19 protein-coding genes and 1 pseudogene are annotated in these 19,396 nt (G+C 35.0%); 5 read left to right on the top strand and 15 right to left on the bottom strand.

Going from position 1 to position 19,396, the window contains the following annotated elements:
• Positions 1–60: 60 nt before the first annotated feature.
• From CN288_RS07720 to CN288_RS07680, 9 genes are all read right to left on the bottom strand, one after another.
• Positions 61–1,542, bottom strand: coding sequence for a WD40/YVTN/BNR-like repeat-containing protein (locus tag CN288_RS07720; RefSeq protein ID WP_098302063.1), 1,482 nt, complete (start codon positions 1,540–1,542; stop codon positions 61–63).
• Positions 1,543–1,864: 322 nt separating this feature from the next.
• Positions 1,865–3,250 (bottom strand): 23S rRNA (uracil(1939)-C(5))-methyltransferase RlmD, encoded by a 1,386-nt coding sequence (gene rlmD / locus CN288_RS07715; protein WP_098302062.1) that lies wholly within the window; start codon positions 3,248–3,250, stop codon positions 1,865–1,867.
• A 10-nt stretch (positions 3,251–3,260) separates the two neighbouring features.
• Entirely contained in the window at positions 3,261–4,124 is an 864-nt protein-coding gene (locus CN288_RS07710; RefSeq protein WP_026592497.1) for a DNA-3-methyladenine glycosylase family protein, read from the bottom strand.
• A gap of 59 nt (positions 4,125–4,183) precedes the next feature.
• Positions 4,184–4,966: a delta-lactam-biosynthetic de-N-acetylase gene (pdaA, locus tag CN288_RS07705; RefSeq protein WP_090693602.1), complete on the bottom strand. Its 783-nt coding sequence runs from the start codon at positions 4,964–4,966 to the stop codon at positions 4,184–4,186.
• Between the two features lie 130 nt (positions 4,967–5,096).
• Positions 5,097–6,620 (bottom strand): class I fumarate hydratase, encoded by a 1,524-nt coding sequence (gene fumA / locus CN288_RS07700; protein ID WP_035415155.1) that lies wholly within the window; start codon positions 6,618–6,620, stop codon positions 5,097–5,099.
• A 110-nt stretch (positions 6,621–6,730) separates the two neighbouring features.
• A complete protein-coding gene (locus tag CN288_RS07695; RefSeq protein WP_098302061.1) occupies positions 6,731–7,987 on the bottom strand; it encodes an ATP-binding protein in 1,257 nt (418 codons plus the stop codon).
• A gap of 14 nt (positions 7,988–8,001) precedes the next feature.
• The gene (locus tag CN288_RS07690; protein WP_026592493.1) at positions 8,002–8,883 is read right to left on the bottom strand and encodes a tetratricopeptide repeat protein; all 882 of its coding nucleotides are present in this window, start codon (positions 8,881–8,883) and stop codon (positions 8,002–8,004) included.
• On the bottom strand, positions 8,864–9,316 hold the full coding sequence (locus CN288_RS07685; protein ID WP_090693596.1) for a hypothetical protein: 453 nt from the start codon (positions 9,314–9,316) through the stop codon (positions 8,864–8,866). Before CN288_RS07685 ends, CN288_RS07690 begins: the two co-directional genes overlap by 20 nt.
• A gap of 187 nt (positions 9,317–9,503) precedes the next feature.
• Positions 9,504–9,686, bottom strand: a complete 183-nt coding sequence (locus CN288_RS07680) for an SE1561 family protein (RefSeq protein ID WP_026592491.1) — start codon at positions 9,684–9,686, stop codon at positions 9,504–9,506.
• A gap of 237 nt (positions 9,687–9,923) precedes the next feature.
• Between CN288_RS07680 and yfkAB the strand changes: the two genes are divergently transcribed.
• Positions 9,924–11,051, top strand: coding sequence for a radical SAM/CxCxxxxC motif protein YfkAB (gene yfkAB / locus CN288_RS07675; protein WP_098302060.1), 1,128 nt, complete (start codon positions 9,924–9,926; stop codon positions 11,049–11,051).
• A 37-nt stretch (positions 11,052–11,088) separates the two neighbouring features.
• Here the strand turns inward: yfkAB and CN288_RS07670 are convergent, their stop codons facing one another.
• A complete protein-coding gene (locus CN288_RS07670) occupies positions 11,089–11,886 on the bottom strand; it encodes a YfkD famly protein (protein WP_026592489.1) in 798 nt (265 codons plus the stop codon).
• Between the two features lie 97 nt (positions 11,887–11,983).
• Complete coding sequence (gene cax / locus CN288_RS07665) at positions 11,984–13,039, bottom strand: calcium/proton exchanger (protein WP_026592488.1); 1,056 nt, start codon at positions 13,037–13,039, stop codon at positions 11,984–11,986.
• Between the two features lie 187 nt (positions 13,040–13,226).
• Between cax and CN288_RS07655 the strand changes: the two genes are divergently transcribed.
• The 3 genes and pseudogenes from CN288_RS07655 (at position 13,227) to CN288_RS07645 (ending at position 14,267) form a co-directional block, all read left to right on the top strand.
• Positions 13,227–13,643: a pyridoxamine 5'-phosphate oxidase family protein gene (locus CN288_RS07655; protein ID WP_026592487.1), complete on the top strand. Its 417-nt coding sequence runs from the start codon at positions 13,227–13,229 to the stop codon at positions 13,641–13,643.
• A gap of 154 nt (positions 13,644–13,797) precedes the next feature.
• On the top strand, positions 13,798–13,944 hold the full coding sequence (locus tag CN288_RS07650) for a BH0509 family protein (protein WP_026592486.1): 147 nt from the start codon (positions 13,798–13,800) through the stop codon (positions 13,942–13,944).
• A gap of 40 nt (positions 13,945–13,984) precedes the next feature.
• Positions 13,985–14,267 (top strand): annotated as a pseudogene (locus CN288_RS07645) (hypothetical protein).
• Positions 14,268–14,274: 7 nt separating this feature from the next.
• Here the strand turns inward: CN288_RS07645 and CN288_RS07640 are convergent.
• Positions 14,275–14,871 carry a DedA family protein gene (locus CN288_RS07640; RefSeq protein WP_098302059.1) on the bottom strand — a complete coding sequence of 199 codons (597 nt, stop codon included), beginning with the start codon at positions 14,869–14,871 and terminating at the stop codon, positions 14,275–14,277.
• A 149-nt stretch (positions 14,872–15,020) separates the two neighbouring features.
• Positions 15,021–15,287, bottom strand: coding sequence for a hypothetical protein (locus CN288_RS07635; RefSeq protein ID WP_098302058.1), 267 nt, complete (start codon positions 15,285–15,287; stop codon positions 15,021–15,023).
• A gap of 139 nt (positions 15,288–15,426) precedes the next feature.
• Between CN288_RS07635 and CN288_RS07630 the strand changes: the two genes are divergently transcribed.
• Positions 15,427–18,225, top strand: coding sequence for a GTP-binding protein (locus tag CN288_RS07630; protein WP_098302057.1), 2,799 nt, complete (start codon positions 15,427–15,429; stop codon positions 18,223–18,225).
• Between the two features lie 48 nt (positions 18,226–18,273).
• Here CN288_RS07630 and CN288_RS07625 read toward each other — a convergent pair whose 3' ends face one another.
• Both CN288_RS07625 and lepB read right to left on the bottom strand, forming a co-directional pair.
• Positions 18,274–18,735 carry a hypothetical protein gene (locus tag CN288_RS07625; RefSeq protein ID WP_051588586.1) on the bottom strand — a complete coding sequence of 154 codons (462 nt, stop codon included), beginning with the start codon at positions 18,733–18,735 and terminating at the stop codon, positions 18,274–18,276.
• A gap of 14 nt (positions 18,736–18,749) precedes the next feature.
• Positions 18,750–19,283 carry a signal peptidase I gene (lepB, locus tag CN288_RS07620; protein WP_098302056.1) on the bottom strand — a complete coding sequence of 178 codons (534 nt, stop codon included), beginning with the start codon at positions 19,281–19,283 and terminating at the stop codon, positions 18,750–18,752.
• Between the last annotated feature and the right edge of the window lie 113 nt (positions 19,284–19,396).

Raw genomic sequence — 19,396 nt, 5'->3', positions numbered from 1 at the left:
AAATCCCAAGTGATTTTCTGCTTCTTTGTTTTTATTATTTATTTAACTTTAGTACTAACTCTAACTTTTTTTAACCTCCTCTATAAATTCCCACGTCTCTCCTTGATCTTTTGACTGATAAAGTGCACTACTATCGCCATTGTAGTCTCCATCTGCCCCTTGTCCAACTAACATATTAAAGACTCCATCTTTCTCATAAGGCATACCAGGAGAATCAAAAGGACTTATGATAGACTGTGTATGTTCCAATTTCACTTCATGCGGGGGATAATTTACCTGTTTGAAAGATAAGCCCCCATCATCTGTACGATATAACTCTCCCTCATTACCAGAAGGTCTAATTGCTCCTAAAAACCCAAGTTTATCATTTAGAAAGGTTACTCCTGATACACTACCAATCCCTCTATTAAATGGGTCCGTATTGATAACCTCCCATGTTTTACCTCCATCACTAGTCTTGCTTAGTGAATAAAAAGCACTCCCTAATGCTTTTTCTGTCATATTTAGTTTATAACCAACTTCTTTTGATAGGAAAAACTGCTCCTTTTCATTCGTTGAATCTTGTCTCTTCTCTTTAAACTTATCTTTATTTGGAGGAGTCTTTGATTTACTCCAACTTGCGTCACATATTAAATTATATCTAGCAGGTACTAGCTCTTTCTCTTTTCCAGGAACAAATATAGATACAGTATATCCAATGATTTCAGAAGCTGCTTCTTTAAGATTTTGCTCCTTACCATCCTCAGTAATATTAATAATTCCCTCTGTATTGTATCCCCAATTCCTTTTCCCATAATAGATCAACCCATACTTACTTTCATTCCACTTACTAACCGTTCGCTTAACTGGAATAGCCTTAACCGTTTTAATTAGAGGTTCTACTAGTTTATCCTCATCATAATCGGGATTTGCATACCCATCTCGTATTACAGTAATATCTTCTGATTTCTTCTTATTATAAGATATTAAATAAGTTTCCTCTTTCCCATCAGCATTTTTCCCATAAACAAATGTATCAAACGCTGTGATTGTTCCATCTGAACGAAATGTAAGATCAAAATCAGTTGCCATATATAATTTCTTTGGCAAAGTATATTTTTTATTTATATCTTCAAAAATACCTTCTACTCCATATTCATATATATTATTATGTTTAAATTTAACTGATCTTTCATGTTTTAACTTTTCTATAAACCATGCCAGTTTGCCATCATAATTTATTGCACTTTTATAAATCTTCACACCATAAAATGATGTGATTACAACAATAATGATAATAGAAATGTATTTCCATGCAGTTGAATTAATTAATTTTTTAGATTCATATTCTCTATCTTTTATCACTCTCATTGTAGTAAATGTAGTTATAGCTACAAAAAACACTACACATAATAATAAAATATAAATATTATAATTCATTCTTCCATACTTACAGTACAAAGCTAACTCATAGCAAAAAATCCAGTATCCGATTATTAATATTGGGTTTGTTAATAATAATATAAGTATCCTTTTTGCATTTTGCCTAAATATAAAAATCACTCCTAATTAAATTAATTATATTCATCTTTATTGAGTATACTTCGTTTCACCCAATATTTGTATAATTATCCCACTATTTACTTACATGCGAATTAAAAGTGATCGGAATTGATATAGCAATAAACAAGCACTCCATCATACAAAGATTAGTGCTAATCTCTTAATTCCAATTTTTATTTAAAATTATTTTGATAAACCTAAAATAAACAATTCATTTTTAAAATCAAATCACTATCGGTTTACTTATGAAGCGGTTTAGGGTAATTCATCATAAAAATTAGGCCTTATCGATTTTTCGATAAGGCCTATCACTGTCACATCTTTACTTTACTTTTCTAACAAGCTTCACTACATTCTCTACATGCGCTGTATGCGGGAACATATCAACCGGTTGTACATATTCCACTTCATAACTCTTCATTAATGCTTTCACATCACGCGCTAATGATGAAGGGTTGCAAGAAACATAAACAACTTGCTTTGGTTGTACTTTTAAAATTGTTTCGAGTAACTTATCGTCACAACCTGTACGAGGCGGATCAACAACGATTACATCTGGACGCCAGCCTTCTTTCACCCATTTTGGCAGCCATTCTTCTGCTTTACCAGCTTCGTACTTCGTATTTATAAATCCGTGGCGCTTCGCATTTTTTCTTGCATCTGCAATCGCTTCTGGAATCACATCCATACCGCGAACTTCATCGGCATCATTTGCAAGCCATAGTCCAATAGTACCAACACCGCAATAGGCATCAACGATTTTTTCTGTACCTGTTAACGCAGCTGCTTTTTTTGCTTCATTGTAAAGAACAACCGTCTGTTCTGGGTTCAGCTGGAAGAATGCACGTGCTGATAATTCAAATGATAAATCACCAAGTGTCTCTTGAATAACTTCTTTCCCAGCTAAGCGGAATGTTTTATCACCAAAGATAACTGATGTTTTACGCCAGTTCACGTTTTGCATAATCGATTTAACAGTTGGCATCTGTTTTTGTACTTCTGCGATAAATTGCTCTTTATTTGGTAACTCTTCTTTTGTTGTAATGAGTGTAACCTGTACTTCTCCTGTTTGGACCGCAGTACGTGTCACAATTGTACGTACTAAACCTTTTTGTTTTTTCTCATTGTAAATAGAAACATTTAGTTTTTCTAATATACGTTTTACAACCTTTGTCGCTTCATTTGTTGCCTTATGTTGAATCATACAATGGGAAATATCAATTAATTGATGTGAATTTTGCTTATATAATCCTGTAATAACTTTTTCGTCTTTACGCCCTACTTGTAATTGGCTTTTATTACGATAATGCCATGGATTTCCCATACCAAGTGTTGGACGAATATCAACTTCCAAGCTTCCGTTCATATACTTTTCAAACGCTTGTACAACAATATCACGTTTTTGATTTAACTGTTCTTGATAATCTAAATGCTGCAGTTGACAGCCGCCGCATTCATCATATACCGGGCATGGTGGCTTTACGCGATGCTGCGATGCTTTACGAATTTTTTTCACTTTTGCTTCAGCGAAGCCACGCTTAATTTTCGTTGCTTCCGCAACAACTTCCTCTCCTGGTAATGCCCCTGGAATGAAAACAACTTGTCTCTTAAAATAACCAACGCCTTCTCCGTTAATCCCAAGACGCTTAATTGTCACAGGAAACGTTTGACCAACTTCCAACTTACTCTCATGTTGCTTTTGCATTATTGTTACACCTCTACTCTATACTTTTCCATAAATATAACGCTGCATAACTGCAGTATGGATCACATTCTTGTTTTACTTTTTCTAACAGCGCATCATCCGGTTTATTCTCTAGTTGAAATAACCCTTGAAGTGCACGCTGAATCCCGATATCTGCTTTCGGAAACATATTTTTCCGACCAAGTCCAAATAATAAAAAGTTTTGTACTGTCCATGCACCAATACCTCGCACTGGTAACAATTGTGCTGAAACTTCTTCATCTGTTTGTTTTTCTAGTTCCACTAAATCCAGCTTTCCTTCCACGATACGTTTTGCTAGTCCTATCATATATTCGGCCTTTCTTTGACTAAACTTCTGATTTCTGAGCTCTTCTATTGAAATATTTACCACTCTTTCTGGTGTTGGAAAAAAGAAAACGCTATTCTTCTCTGTTCCATACTGTTTTACAAATTGTTCTGTAAGTGCAGTAGCAAATTTCAAATGTACTTGTTGATGAATAATACAACGAAGAAGACACGCAAAATAATCGAACTCTAAAATAAGTGGTGTATAGGCATATGTTTCAAAAAGTGGACGTAATGATGTGTTTCTAAAATGAGTTTGTATATCTTGAAAAGATTCATTCCATTGAAAAATCGAATAGACGCGTTTCATAACTTTCTCTTGTTCACCAGTCTGGCTTGAAACCCAAAATTGTGGATTTTGAAGCGTACCAATCCCTTGTACCCGAACAACAATCTGTTCTTCATCTATGGAAAGTGGAACATAAACAATCTTTTCTTCTAACTGAACAACATTTAGCGGATCAAAAGATAAACGCCTTAATACTTCTTGAAAATGATACGGATACTTTAACGTAACATGTTCGCTCCACATACGTTTCCCCATCCTTTTTACACATCATTATAGCATGAGAAAACCGTAAGCATACATGCTTACGGCTGATTGCTTTTTACTAAATCATCTAGGCTTTTAAAATGATACCCTTTCTCGCGCAAATCATCAATGATTTTTGCAAGCGCCTCTGCATTATCTTTTGATATCGCATGAAGTAATAAAATAGATCCTGGATGAATCATCGTCATGACATTATTATGAGCGTATTGCCATCCTCTTTGCTGATCTACTTTCCAATCAAGAAATGCAAGGGACCAAAATACGTTATAATATCCCATTTCTTTCGCAAGTGCTAACGTTCTTTCACTAAACACCCCTCGCGGAGGACGTACATATTTTACTTCTTTTTGTCCAGTTACTTTTTTAATTTCTTCCGTTACACTCGTCAATTCTTCACGAAGTTTTGCATCATTTACCGCTGTAAAATCTGGATGACTCCAAGAATGATTTCCAATAATATGCCCTTCATTTTTCATCCTTAATAATAAATCTTTTTGCGTTTTTATATAATGCCCTGTCACAAAAAAGGTCGCTGGTACTTTCTTCTCTTTCAGTACATCTAAGATTTTCCCTGTATACCCATTTTCATATCCATTATCAAATGTTAAATAAATATCTTTCTTCTTCGTATCGCCTAAGTAAAAACCACCATTTTTTTGTAGTAATTCTGTATATAATTTCCCTGCATCTGGCGCCGTTTCATTTTTAGGTCGCGGAATTCCCCAGTTATGTGGTGTATTTGTATAAGCAAATGCTGAAACCGGAACAAGTGCCATCATAAGTGAAAAAATGAGACCTATATATAACCATTTATATTTCATAAATAGTCTCCTTTCCATATATAATCGTACCTGTAGTTTCTGTGCTCAATACTTGTTTCATGCTGAACATGTTTTTCCATATATACCAACAAAAAATGCATCTCAAATTATTTGAGATGCATTTTTCCTATTATTTAAATACCGGTTCTTTAAAGCTTGCTAATTTTTCAAGTGATGTTTTATCTACATCTGCATGTAGACTGTTTCCATGAGAATCCATTGTTACAACAGCTTTAAAACCATCAATACGTAAATGCCACATCGCTTCTGGAATACCAAATTGTAAGAAGTCAACATCTTTCACTTCTTTAATACATTCTGCATAATACTGCGCAGCACCACCGATTGCATTTAAATATACGCCGCCATGTTCAGCTAGTGCTGCTAATGTTTTCGCTCCCATACCGCCTTTACCGATGACAGCCCGAATACCAAATTTCTTCATAATGTCCCCTTGATATGGTTCTTCACGAATACTTGTTGTGGGGCCTGCCGCTTTAATTTCCCAATTTTCATTTTCATCCTTCACTACAACTGGTCCGCAATGATAAATGATTTGTCCATTTAAGTCTACTGGACAATCGTTATCCATTAAATGCTTGTGGATTGCATCACGACCTGTGTACATCATGCCATTAATTGTTACAACATCACCAACGCGAAGTTCACGAATTTGCTCTTCTGTAATTGGCGCCTGCAGTACAATTTCGCGTTGTTCACTTTTGTCTTGTTCCTCTTCTTGCTGAAGCGTATTTTCACCTTCTTGATATAACCAATCGATAATCTCACCCGTTTCAGGATGAATTGTTATACCAAGACGACGATATGCCCAGCAATTATATGCAACAGATACATAGAAACTCGCCGGCAGACGATTGTATACACCAACTTTACAACCAAGTAAAGTTGTTTCACCGCCAAATCCCATCGTACCAATACCAAGCTTGTTCGCATTCTCTAATACGTATTCTTCAAGCTTTTGTAATTCTGGAATTGGATTCACATCATCTAATGTACGAAATAGTTGATTTTTTGCCAATTCATAACCTGACGTACGGTCTCCCCCGATACCAACGCCGATTACTCCTGCACTACACCCTTGTCCTTGTGCTTGATATACCGCATGAAGAAGACATTTACGAATCCCTTCTAAATCACGGCCAGCTCGTCCAAGTCCTTCTAATTCACAAGGTAAGCTGTACTGAATATTTTTATTCTCACAGCCACCTCCTTTTAAAATTAAACGAGCATCAATATAATCTTTCTCCCACTGCTCAAACTTAATGACAGGCGTACCTGGTCCTAAGTTGTTACCACTATTGTCCCCGAAAAGAGAATCAACAGAGTTTGGACGAAGTTTTCCGTCCTTTGTCGCCCGCTCAAGTGCACTGTAAATTGCTTCTTTCATTTGTAATTGATTTACGCCAACTGGTGTATAGATTTTGAAAGTTGGCATTCCTGTATCTTGGCAAATTGGCGAGATGTTTTCATCTGCCATTTTAATGTTATTTGTAATCGTGCCAAGTGCCATTGCAGAACGAGTCCCTGCATTTTCTCGTTCCTTTGCTTGTTGAATAGCACGACGAACATCTTTCGGTAAATTCGTCGATGTTTCAACAATCAGTTGATACATACTTTCTTGAAGCTTTTCCATTGTTACTTCCCCCTCAATTGTGAACGCTACCAAAACGCTTTAAAATCTTTCATCAATTGATTATACTCTTTTTTTCTTATTCCTTCTATTTCAATAGCGTCTGAACGGGATTATATTTTTTTATATCTTTTTAAATATGCTTGTACATCATCGTATGCGCCGCTCTCATTTGCATATTTAATATAATTTTTAATCGTACGAAACCACTCCAACGTAGACGGCTTCGTTTCTGCTATAGCATCGGTTATGTCCTTCATTGTAACCGCTCGCTCCACACCCGTTGTCATAATTTCTCCTAAAACATTTTCTACGGCCAGCTCTACTACATTTTCAATGTCAGCACCCGAATACAGTTCTGTTTCTTTAGCTAACATATCGTAATCTATTGTTGAAATCGGTTTTCCTGCCAACTTAATTTGAAAAATACTGCTCCGTGCTTCTAAATCAGGTGGGGAAACGAAAATCATTTTATCAAAGCGCCCCGGTCTTTTAAATGCAGGATCAATGTCCCAAGGCATATTAGTCGCACCAATTAACAATAGTTTGTCTGTATTCGTATCAATACCTTCAATCTCTGTTAACAATTGATCTATAACTGTTCTTAGTGTCGGATTTCCCGACGCTTTGCTCCGATTAAATCCAAGTGCATCCATTTCATCTAAAAATAAAATACATGGCTTTTGGGAACGAGCATATCGAAAAATTTCCCGTACATTTTGTTCACTCACTCCAATATACGGATCAAGAATATCGGTAATGCTCATCGTTGCAAAATGTGCTCTGCACTCCCCTGCAGTTGCCTTGGCAATATATGTTTTTCCGCAGCCAGGAGGACCGTATAATAAAATGCCGCCGCCAACTTTTTTCTTAAAACGCTCAAATAATCCTGGTGAAGTAAACGGTTTGATAATTTTCATTTGAATCGCTTTTTTCACATCATGCAAACCGCCGACATCCTCAAATGTAATCTGCTCTTGTTCCCGGTTTTGCTTGCTTCTTCCGCCTTGAAGCACGTTCATCGAAACCACATTTTCTTCCATATTTTCATTTGCATAGACTGCATGTAGCTGTTTTTCCTTTTCTGGATCTTGCTCTATTACGTGATCCTCATTGTTTTCACACTGGCTTTCCTCTTCTGTTACATATATTGTTTCTTTCGGACTTGTAAGCACTTGTGATAAAGCTTCCAGTTCAGCCGCGACTTTATTCTTCCATTCTTGATTACCATACTGAAGAGCTTTCGATAAAGCTTGCAGCGCATTTGCTATATCTCCCTGTTCTTTGTACTCGACTCCAATTAAATACCAAATTGATCCATTTTCTTCATCTTGTGCTAGCACTTGCTTTAATACATCTATTTTATTCACCGTATTCTCTCCCTTCATGATTTTTTTATTTTTTTATACAATTTGTACATCGGTGTAGATAGCCAGCTCCATATACAAATGATGAGATAAAATAAAATAGCAAAACTAGCCATATTTCCCCAGTCTAATGCAGAGAATAAACCTAATGTTCCAAAAGATATTGCCCAAAAGATAAGCGGACCACCCACTTTATTCACAAGAACATTCGGAAAGAAAATCGGATGAATCAGTTCTTCTGCTTCTTCTAAGATTTCAAGTAATTCTTTATTATTAGGTGCCAACAAAAACGCTTGTCGGTAATATTTGTATGCTTCCCTATACCTCTTCCTTGTTGCTGCATGGATTCCTAACTGTACTAAAAAGTGAACTTCGTTAGTTGATCCATAATAATTATCTTTTAAGGATTCCTCTATTTCTTGTTTCGTTCCTGTTGCAAGTAATAAAACAAATTGATAATGAAGAACGGTAGGATGATTGGGGTTAATTTCTACTGCCTTTTGCATGAGTTGCTTAGCTTTTTCAATATAACCTGTTTTTAATAAAATAAATGCATATTTCGCCATTGCTTGCGCATGGGAAGGATCTGAATACAGAACGCTCAAAAAGCTTTGCTCCGCTTTTTCAAGTTCATTCGTATATGTATATATATGTCCAAGTGTATAATACACTTCTTCTGGCTCAAAACCATGCTGCAACGCTGATATGCAAAGCTCTTTTGCTTCATCATATTGTTCTGAATCTGCATAGCAGCATCCTAAACTGTACAATGCTTCAGCATGCTGTGGATTATAAGAAAGCAGTGTTTCTAATTTCTGCTGTGCTGTTTCAATATGACCAATCCCGTAATAATGCAGTGCCTCTTGTAACAACATCGTTTCACTCTGTGAAGTTGACATACAGCATCTCCCCTCCTACCAACAATGCCGTTTGGGCCATGATCCCAACTATTCCAATGATTAAACCTATCCACCGTAATGACTCCGTACTTTCATTTACTAAATTATGAATTCGAAACCGTTCCCGCAGCGCATATATATACACACCTGTTACAACTGCAGCAGCTATTCGAGAAGCAATCTTTAGCACATATATATCACCAATTAGAGCGGCACAGATGAACATTGCTAATAAAGTCATTATTCCTATCATAAGAAGTATGTATATTTTCTTTTTGGGCTCTTTTAACCAAATCGCATTGCAAGTTCCTAAAATCATAATCGGAATAATCCCAAAAATAAGTCCGATTATGAAAAAATTATAAATATTGTACGTTTTTGTTTCTCTTGCTTTTTTTCCTTGTAATACAGGCTTCACCAAATGATATTCCATATAATTCCTCCTCCCTACCTTCATATTATAAACTATATTTTCTGTCTATTCACACTGTAAAGTAGCAAACTGAAACAGGCTTTCTTGAAGATTATCCCAAAAGATTGTTTGTAGCGCTCTTTTAGGATAGTTTGGCCATATAAAAAGCGGCTACCAAGACAGGATTGGCAGCCGCTTTAAAAATATATTATTGATCTTTTTTAAATTGCTCACATTTTAATTCTAACTCATCTAGCATTGAAAGAAGACGATCTACATCTTCTAATTCCACTTCTTCCGGTTCAATTGTATCAATCACTTCGATGAACATATTTAAACGTTCTTTTAAATATACTAGTTGTGAATCTTTATCTTGAATTGCTTTTCCCACGAAGGCACTCTCCTTTTTATTCGAGTTACTTTTATTATACCGCAAAAATGAGCATCACGAACATGAATTTTTAGCAAATTTATCATACCTTTTATCTTGAAGCAATTACTACTCCCTACCACATTTTATAGATAGAGAAATCTTTGTTACAAAAAGTTTCACTTTATAAATAGCCTATATTCTTCTATTATAGAGAATGGACAAATTGTTATTTCAATAGTCAAAGGAGTATTTCATATGAGTATATCACAAACAATGAAGCCGATTACTCCTTCTTACGATCCATGGGAAGCGTATATGGACCTTGAAGAGTACGGCAAATTACTATTAACAAACGTTGAGTTTACAACGACAACGTTATGCAATATGCGCTGCGAGCATTGTGCTGTTGGTTATACATTACAGCCGAAAGATCCAAATCCGCTTCCGATGGAACTTTTATTAAAACGATTAGATGAGATTCCTCATTTACGTTCTTTAAGTATTACTGGCGGAGAACCAATGCTCTCAAAAAAATCCGTCGACAACTATGTAACACCACTCTTAAAATATGCCCATGAACGAGGCATTCGCACTCAAATTAATTCAAACCTAACTATAGATTTAGCCCGCTATGAACAAATTGTTCCGTATCTAGACGTGCTACATATTTCACATAACTGGGGAACAATTGATGATTTCGTTGAGGGTGGCTTTGCAATGATGGAGCGCAAACCTACTTATGAACAGCGCGCAAAACTATTTGAACGGATGATTACAAATAGTAAAGCTTTATCAGAAGCTGGTGTTCTCGTATCAGCAGAAACCATGCTAAACAAACGTACATTACCACATATTGAACACATTCACCGCCAAATTGTAGAAGAAATGGGTTGTAAGCGTCATGAGGTACATCCGATGTACCCAAGTGATTTTGCTAGCAACCTTGAAATTTTAACAAAAGATGAAATTCGCAGTGCAATTGAGCACTTATTAGAGATTCGTGATGAAAATGTGTGGATGTTATTTGGTACGTTACCATTTTACGCATGCAGTAATGATGAACGTGATTTAGTTACATTAAAAAAACTACACGAAAGTAAAAACGTAACTGTACGTAATGATCCAGATGGACGTTCTCGCCTAAATGTAAATATTTTTGATGGTAACATTATCGTAACAGACTTTGGTGATATTCCACTGCTTGGCAACATTCAAACAAATACATTGCAAGAAGCATATGACAAATGGTGCAACTCGAAAACAGCGAAATCATTAAGCTGTCACTGTCCTGCTGTAAAATGCCTTGGACCAAATATTCTTGTAAAAAACAGCTATTATCCAACTGAGGACTTCTTAACAAAAGAATCGAATATCACACTGTAACAAAAAACGTCAGCATATTTAGCTGACGTTTTTTATGTTATCGCGGATAAGGTGATGAAATAAATTTAAAGGATACATAATCTTGTACAGGAATAGATGCTCCAATTCCTTGGGAAGTAATATTTTTAATTACAAGCCTCTTTTGATTCCCTTTTAAAACAAGATATACTTCTCCAAATGTAACTTTTCCTTTTTCATTTACCGCTGGTGTATATGCATATAAATACCCAAGTTGTTTCGGGCTGATATTATATATACGTTCATTCCCAGTACCATAACCAATTGTTGTTTTAAAAGACAGGGGTAGCTGTACTTTCTCCATCGCCTTTAAAAGAATCATCTTTTTCACATCATCTGCATCTTTAATATAAGCTGTTAAACCACCTTCTATCGTTTTTTGTGATTCTTGTTTGTACCGAAGCGGATACAACCTCTCCACACCGCGGTTATCATACACATTACGATTTACTTGCTTATATTCCCAATTTATCGTTGTATCTGTTGATTCATAATTCAACGGCCATTGACCTAAATAAATTTTCGCCCTATATCCGACTGCAAGAGGCGCATTTGAAATCGAAGTTTCGTTAAACATCCGAATTAAATCTGGGTTTTCTATTCGAGTCGTTGACGTTTTCAGTAGTTCTTTCGCAAATTCACTTGGCTGCAAACGCGGTAAATCTTGCGTTGCATTCGGATACGTATTGTCTTTTGAAATGTTCAAAACAGATGACGGCATCTTTACGTTGATTGTTGTCTTTGCAAAACTACTATAAGGAAATAATAAAATAAACGAGACCATAGTTGAAAAACATATGCTGCACACTCGTTTCATCTGCTTTACCCCTTCCTAATTTAAAAGTGTATAAACCATTTAAATAGCAATTAACTATCCCTATTGTTTTCCCTCCATGACATTGTTATCCCATTTTTTATAACAAGTAAAAGCCAATTCCCATAATGAAATAGGCAGCTAATAATGTTCCTCCCTCAAACCAGTTCGTATCTCCGTCATTTGAAATTGCAATTGTTAAAAATACCGCCGTAATCATGGACACAAGTTCCGGCATTGTAAATACAAGGGGCATCTTCACTGTAAAAAACATCGAAAGTATGATGAGAACAGGGGCAACAAACATAGCAACCTGCAATGTTGAGCCGACTGCAATTTCAACTGCAATATTCACTTTATTTTTATAAGCCATAATAATTGCAGAGGCATGCTCTGCGGCATTACCAACGATCGCAACAATGATAACCCCGATAAATAGTTCCGACCATCCAAATGATTTCGCTACCGTTTCAAATGTATGAACAAGCGCCTCAGATACGTAAGCAACAGCCGCTGTTGCAATCGCTAAAATAAGTAGCGCTTTTCTCTTTGACCATTCAGGTTCCTCCTCATGTTCTACTTCATCACTTTTATGCTGATATACACCGCGATGTGTAACCAGTTTGAAAAATAGTGCCGCTAAATACATGACAATCATGATGATTGAAACCCCAATGCTTAATTGATATGTCTTCTCTATACCCATCTTCATTGAAAAAACTTCTGGAATAACAAATGCTACAACAACTGCAAATATTAGAAGAGCAGAGTTATGTCTTGCATCGTACACATTGAAACTTTGTCTTTTATACTTAAGCCCTCCTACAAAAAAGGAAAGACCTCCAACTAATAATAAGTTTCCAAGAACAGAACCAGTTAATGAAGCAAGTACAACTTCAGTTAACCCTGCTTGCAATGCAAAAATTGAAATAATAAGTTCAACCGCATTCCCGAAGGTTGCATTTAATAACCCACCAATTCTTGGCCCAGAAACAATAGCTAAACTTTCTGTCGCTCTTCCCATAAAAGCAGCGAGAGCAATAATTGTAATGCAATATACAGCAAACATGATTGTTTGTGGCCAATGTAGCGTATTTCCAAGAATCGAAAGCGGCACTCCAACCAGTGCAAGTATTAAGAAAATTTTATTAAACATATTTTCCATCCTTCCATCGTATGTATTTCTCTCCACTACTATTATTATTCTTCTCCTAACTTGTCCCATTTCATCACAAATACGTTTAAAAAGTGGGATTGAAGAAAAAAGTATAAAAGATCGTAAAAAATTTTAAGGGCAAGTTTTTACAAGGTGAAATTACGGATAACTGAAAGGAGCATCAAAAATGCATTTAAAAGAAAAAATTGCAACTATTATTCAAGGACAAAGAACAGGTGTATTAGCTACCGTTCGTGAGAATAAGCCACATAGCTGTTTTATGATGTTTTTTCATGAAGATTTTGTATTATACGCACCAACAGATCGTAATTCAAAAAAGGTAGCAGATATTGAACAAAATTCAAACGTGCACGTACTACTTGGAAGAGAAGGAAAGAAATGGGATGAAGATTATATTGAAGTAGAAGGCATCGCTTCAATTGAAGAAGATCAAACATTAAAAAATAAATTTTGGAGCAACAACTTAAAACGCTGGTTACTCGGTCCCGAAGATCCTAACTATATACTTATAAAAATCAATCCCAATACAATTTACTACATTGATAGTGCTGGTACGACTCAGCCAGAGTTTTTACGACTGTAATCCAAAAACAAGCCCCTTCAAAAGGGCTTGTTTTGTCGAAAAGTTCTCATCAAAAAAAACACAAAAAAGGTGGAACATTCTAAAGATTCTGTTATATAATAGTATCAACTTAAATAAACTGTATTAAAACAGAATGGGAGGAGAAATAACAATGATGAAAAGAGAAGAACGGAAGAATATGATCGAGTTTATTGAAAAGAAAAAAGGAATGGAGCGTGAAGAACTTTTATTTATGACAGATGATGAAGTTGAACATATTTATAATGTAACGTACTTTTTATATGAAGAAATTGCAGAATAATAGATGAAAGGCCNNGGCCTTTCATCTATTATTCTCAGCAATCGCTGCAGCACTTGTGTTCATTTTCGGGAAAGTTGGATTGGAAGAGATCGATACCAATGTAGCGGCAACTACCCGTTCCATCATCACGGCACTATTCATGATAGGTGTAATTATGATACAAAGAAAGTTTCAAAATATTAGTGACGTTCTATTAAATAAAAAAGCACCAGCTATTTTATTCTCTCTCCTTAAAAACAGGAAATGTTTCACAAGTTGCTCCTGTAGATAAATTAAGTGTTATATGTATTACATCAGATGTTTTCTTCATTGCTTTCAGCTAAAAAACCGCTAAATAGCGGTTTTTTTTCTTCTTATGTAGACCCATACAATAAGTATGACTATTACTGAGATAATTAAAATCAACATTCCATAATGATGCAGGCTATATTCAACAAAACGCCACTTCTCTCCAAGTTTCCATCCAAGCCCAATAAAAACGCTAATCCAAATGAAAGCACCACCGTATGCGTATAAGCAAAATCTCCATAACGTTAAATTAGACATACCAGCAAAATACGCAGTTAAATGACGAACTCCTGGTATAAAGTATCCGATCATTAATAAAAAGGGGCCATATTTTTCAAATAAAACATGCGTTTTATCAATTTGCTGTTCTTTAATTCCTATCTTTGGACCATACTTTCTTAATACAGGTAGTCCAAGTTTTAACCCAAGTATGTAACTTAAAGTAATTCCAAGTACCGAACCAGCCATTCCACTTAGAAAAGCAGCTGTCCCTGACATAGTTCCTTTCGAAATATTATAACCAACAAACGTCAGCAAAAACTCATCTGGTATCGGTAGACCAACTATTCCGCCTGCAAGAGCTATAATAATTCCTAAATATCCATAATGTGCGATTAACTCACCAATATGCTGTTCCATTCGGATGACACATCCTATGCACGATCGTTATTCCATATTGTGCCCTCTCTATCCTTTAAGCAAACATGGTATACATATTCACTATACATCGTTTTTATAATGAACTCTACTCCTATTCATCTGATCTGTAATGAAACTTTTCACTGCTTTTAATCTTCACTTTTCAGAACCTTGAGATGTGGATACATATTGTCCATACAAAGCGGAATAACGTAAAACTTCCATAAATATTTTTTCTTCATCCTCCACTTATATAAAACCCTCACCTCTCTTCCTTGCTTCTCACTGAATCTTGAAGTTGGAGTCTTACTGCCCGTAAATAGTGGGATAAATCTATACTTTGCCTCATAATTATAAGAAAATCCGCCTTCACAAGCAGGTTTTTTGTTACAATAAAGAAAAGTTACATTTAGCATCGGTTTGACTCTCAAGAAAAATGATATAAGTAGGAAAAAATATAATTTAAAACAATAATATGCATCTTCTATCCATGTAGAGTACTATGCACCCTTTTACATAATAATCATTTTTCTAAATCATACAGGGGGAAAAAACATGACCATAGAAAAACAATTGATTCAAAAGGTATATTACGAAACATTCTTAACTGAACAGGGTTCTGTTCAAGCTCCTCAAACGCTCGGGGAAGCATATGTAAATGAAGCTGAAAATGAATTTTCCAATATCGCTAATATTCGTTTCGCACAAGGAGAAGTTTACTATCATCATAAAGATTTTGAAACAGCTATCTTCAAGTGGGAGAAAGTAAACAATGACCTCTCTCTATGGGCAAAAAAAAATATAGCAGATGCTTATTTTGAATTAGGATTGCTTTCAATCGCAGAAGAAATCTATACATCAATTCAAACGGACGATATAACACTGACAATGGAAGTGTCATTACAACTTCTTTCTCTGTACATTGAACAAAATCGTTTAGGACTTGCCTTTAAGGTCATTAGTGAAGCAGTTGCATTCCAACCAGACTATCCAAATATTACTGCCATTGCCCGCTCCTTTTATGAAAAACAGCAGGATTGGAACAACGCTATTGATCTTGCTATTCACGAAGGAATTCGAACAAAATCATTACATTGGTTTGAAATTTTAACAAGTTATGTGAACCAAGGATTCACAAAACAAATGAAACCAAAATATTTTTATGAGGCACTAAAAGTTTTATATACAATCGATTCAGACCAATTTAAGCAACTTATCTCATCATTTTGGAAAATCTATCAAGATGAGTCAACCAACTTAGTATGGATTCAAACAATCAATCACCTATTTTTACATATCGAGGTAGATTCTTACGACTCATGGGATGAAATCGTTACTCTTTATCAAGAAACATACTGTGAATTAATTACAGGAAAATACTTGATGCATGAACTACAGGAACTTATTCCAGACTTGTTAACGAATTGGTTTAGCTTAACAAAAGCAGAACATTCTCTATTTGTTTCCGCTGCGACATTAGCATGGAATGAGATTTCACCTAAGAGCCTTGATACATTACTTGTAAAAAGCGCTGAAACGCTACTTTCTAGCTCAACAATATATAACACAGTTGAACTAGAAAAGACTGCAAATCTTTTTGAAACTATTGTTGTATGGGCAGAAAAGAATGATGTAGACTTAGGTCATTCTTACACATGGCTTGTTCGAGAACTTTCCGATATAAACGTACAACAAATTCTCGTTACGGGTACGAATGATGATAGTAAATCAGCCTTTATCAATTCTATATTAGGGGAAAGGATACTAAAAAATACTCCTAGAGCTGCTATCGCTTTTAAGGATAATGCACAGACAGAAATTACGGAACTCACAGATTTAACAATAAGAAATACTTCTAATTTAGATGAATTTTATGAGATGATAGCTGTCCCTCCAAAATCAGAATCTGAACAGAAATGTATTGAATTTAAACTACCAAGTAGATTTTTACGGAAAAACAAATTCTCATTTATCGTTACACCAGGTTTTGATGGAAATGACAATAAAGAAACTACAAATCTTGAATACTTACATGTATCCGATAATCTATTATATATTCTTAATGTCTCCTCACCTTTACTTGATGAAGAAATCAATACACTATTGTACATACGTGAACAAATACCGACTTTACAAGTTCATTTTGTTTTAAATACAATCGATACAATTCTTACTGATGAAACAGCAAATAAAACGCTAACTGAAACTGAGTCTAAAATACGTGTACATTTCCCAAATGCACGAGTATTCCCTTACTCATCTTTAGATGAGAACAACGGGCAACTAAGTGATTTAACAGAATCTATTACTTCAAGCTTTACGAATAGAGATATAAAAACAGAGCGCATAGAAAAACTATTATGGTTTATTCAAAAGACCATTACATATCTCTTAAATGAACGCGTACAATTAGAAAATACATTAGTAAAGTCAATCCGTTGGAACAAACACATTTTAGTGAAACTAAATGGCTTTATTAATAACCTGACTGCTATTGAAAAAGATAAGACTCGTTCTATCACAGACTCATATCGTTTAACAAAAGATGAAATTATACATGATCTTCATAATCAAATTCCTGAATTATTGCAGAGCTGTTCTGATTTAATTCAGGAAGATAGTGACTTTAAACAAGTTCATGAAGAACTAAATGCAGCAATGAATGAAAGAATCCAAAAGCATTTACAACAAATGATATTACCTAAGTTTACGCATTCTATTCAGGAATGGATTGAAAAAGCACATAATGAATTTATTCAAAGTCAATCTTATTTAGATGGAATGAGTGAAACATTTAATAACTTATACGAAGAAGAGCGAATGAAACTGCCGTGTGATTTTCAATTACTTGATGATTGGCGCCGAGATGTTGCAAGAATGACAAACCGAATCAACGTTGGTGACGTAAATATTTTACTACGCTTTACACCAACACAATTTCTATTAAAAAGTGCTGGGAAATTATTCGGTAACATGCAGAAGAATCAATCTATGCTCTATAACAAATATAAAAATTATATTGAGACCGAAGACTATACAGAGGTAACAACAACTATTTCTGAACAGTTCTTCCTTCAATTTGAATTATTCGAAAGTGCATTAGAACGTGATATTATGATGTTCTTTAAAGAACCTCTTCGTATCTTAAAACAAACTGTAGAAGCAGCACATTTAGAGATAGAGCAGGACGAAAGTACATTAACAAAACTAAGAACAAACCCAGAAACGTATCAAGATCCTTTAACACTATTTAAATTACAGTTATTACAATACAAATTCATGTTAAATAAAAATAGTAACAATGACTCAACTTCCTCATCAAGATTAATAATTGACGAAACACCAATAGTTTAAACAAAATGCATGCCATTAAGACGAGTTACAAGCAAAAAACCAAGCAACTTAATCATTGCTTGGTTTTTTCCCTCTCTTCTCTTTCACACACATATCCCAAATAACATCATCAACCTTCGCATCAATTCTCACACGCTTAATGAAGTTCTTTCTCTCTGCTTCATTATGAATTAACTTATGAACATATCGGCGCTTACTTAATAACTTCCTACATGCTTCATTATAATTTAAAACTTCCTGGCAGCTCTTATTCTCATGTAAAACTTTAAACCATGTATACTGTTTCAGTTTTTCTATATGCCGCTGTATCCTTTTCTTTTTCCGTTCTTCTCGCTCAGCTAATCTTTCTAACGCTCCCTCTACTACTTCATCTAACATAAAGTCCCCAGCTACTTTTACAATACTGACTGTTCCTCTAACAATTCCTTTCCCTGCATCAGCACATAGTTCACCTAATGCAATTGCTCCGCGACTAACTCCTACTAGAATATGTCCGATAATATCCTCCATATTGTCCCTTCTTTCTAGTTTATAATTTTCATATGATCAAACGGATAATAAATTGCTTTTAGCGTTCCAAGCACTTCTGTTTTATCGATAAGTCCTAAGCCATTACGACTATCTTTACTTACTAACCGATTATCACCCATAACAAAAATCTTATCCTTTGGAATTGTAATAGGACCAAAGTCTTCAGTTAAATTAATAAGAAGTTGTTTCGCATGCCCTCTATTCTTATCCAGGTAAGGTTCACTTTTCACTTGATGATTTACATATAATTGATCATTCTTCATCTCAATTACATCTCCAGGTAACCCAATAATTCTCTTCACATAAAAATTATCAGTCTTTACTACAATTATATCTTCACGCTCATACGTCTCAAATCTCTTTGCTAACTTATTAATAATTACTTTATCCCCATCTTGCAATGTTGGCCTCATAGATGCTCCCTGCACAGTTGTTGGAAAAAACACAAAAATCTTCACTAAAAAAACCAACAAACACGCAATAGCTAGTATTTCAAAAAGCTCACGAAAGCGATTTTTCTTTTTCATTTATTTCCCCTTTCTCTCTTGTCCTTCTATTATAGAACTCATTTGTAAATAAATTCTATATTATCTGTCAATTGTTTGTATTATTTATCGTACATTAACAAGTGGTAATAGCA

Origin of the sequence: Bacillus sp. AFS023182 (assembly GCF_002560575.1) — a bacterium.
In the GTDB taxonomy this organism is placed as follows: Bacteria; Bacillota; Bacilli; order Bacillales; family Bacillaceae_G; genus Bacillus_A; species Bacillus_A arachidis.
This window is presented reverse-complemented; position numbering and strand designations above follow the sequence as displayed.

Bases quoted from the DNA above. Each gene is read 5' to 3' on its own strand.
- CN288_RS07710 (WP_026592497.1), bottom strand. From the start codon at position 4,124: ATGTGGAGCGAACATGTTACGTTAAAGTATCCGTATCATTTTCAAGAA.
- pdaA (WP_090693602.1), bottom strand. From the start codon at position 4,966: ATGAAATATAAATGGTTATATATAGGTCTCATTTTTTCACTTATGATG.
- fumA (WP_035415155.1), bottom strand. From the start codon at position 6,620: ATGGAAAAGCTTCAAGAAAGTATGTATCAACTGATTGTTGAAACATCG.
- CN288_RS07690 (WP_026592493.1), bottom strand. From the start codon at position 8,883: ATGTCAACTTCACAGAGTGAAACGATGTTGTTACAAGAGGCACTGCAT.
- CN288_RS07685 (WP_090693596.1), bottom strand. From the start codon at position 9,316: ATGGAATATCATTTGGTGAAGCCTGTATTACAAGGAAAAAAAGCAAGA.
- yfkAB (WP_098302060.1), top strand. From the start codon at position 9,924: ATGAGTATATCACAAACAATGAAGCCGATTACTCCTTCTTACGATCCA.
- CN288_RS07670 (WP_026592489.1), bottom strand. From the start codon at position 11,886: ATGAAACGAGTGTGCAGCATATGTTTTTCAACTATGGTCTCGTTTATT.
- cax (WP_026592488.1), bottom strand. From the start codon at position 13,039: ATGTTTAATAAAATTTTCTTAATACTTGCACTGGTTGGAGTGCCGCTT.
- CN288_RS07655 (WP_026592487.1), top strand. From the start codon at position 13,227: ATGCATTTAAAAGAAAAAATTGCAACTATTATTCAAGGACAAAGAACA.
- CN288_RS07650 (WP_026592486.1), top strand. From the start codon at position 13,798: ATGAAAAGAGAAGAACGGAAGAATATGATCGAGTTTATTGAAAAGAAA.
- CN288_RS07640 (WP_098302059.1), bottom strand. From the start codon at position 14,871: ATGGAACAGCATATTGGTGAGTTAATCGCACATTATGGATATTTAGGA.
- CN288_RS07635 (WP_098302058.1), bottom strand. From the start codon at position 15,287: ATGCTAAATGTAACTTTTCTTTATTGTAACAAAAAACCTGCTTGTGAA.
- CN288_RS07630 (WP_098302057.1), top strand. From the start codon at position 15,427: ATGACCATAGAAAAACAATTGATTCAAAAGGTATATTACGAAACATTC.
- CN288_RS07625 (WP_051588586.1), bottom strand. From the start codon at position 18,735: ATGGAGGATATTATCGGACATATTCTAGTAGGAGTTAGTCGCGGAGCA.
- lepB (WP_098302056.1), bottom strand. From the start codon at position 19,283: ATGAAAAAGAAAAATCGCTTTCGTGAGCTTTTTGAAATACTAGCTATT.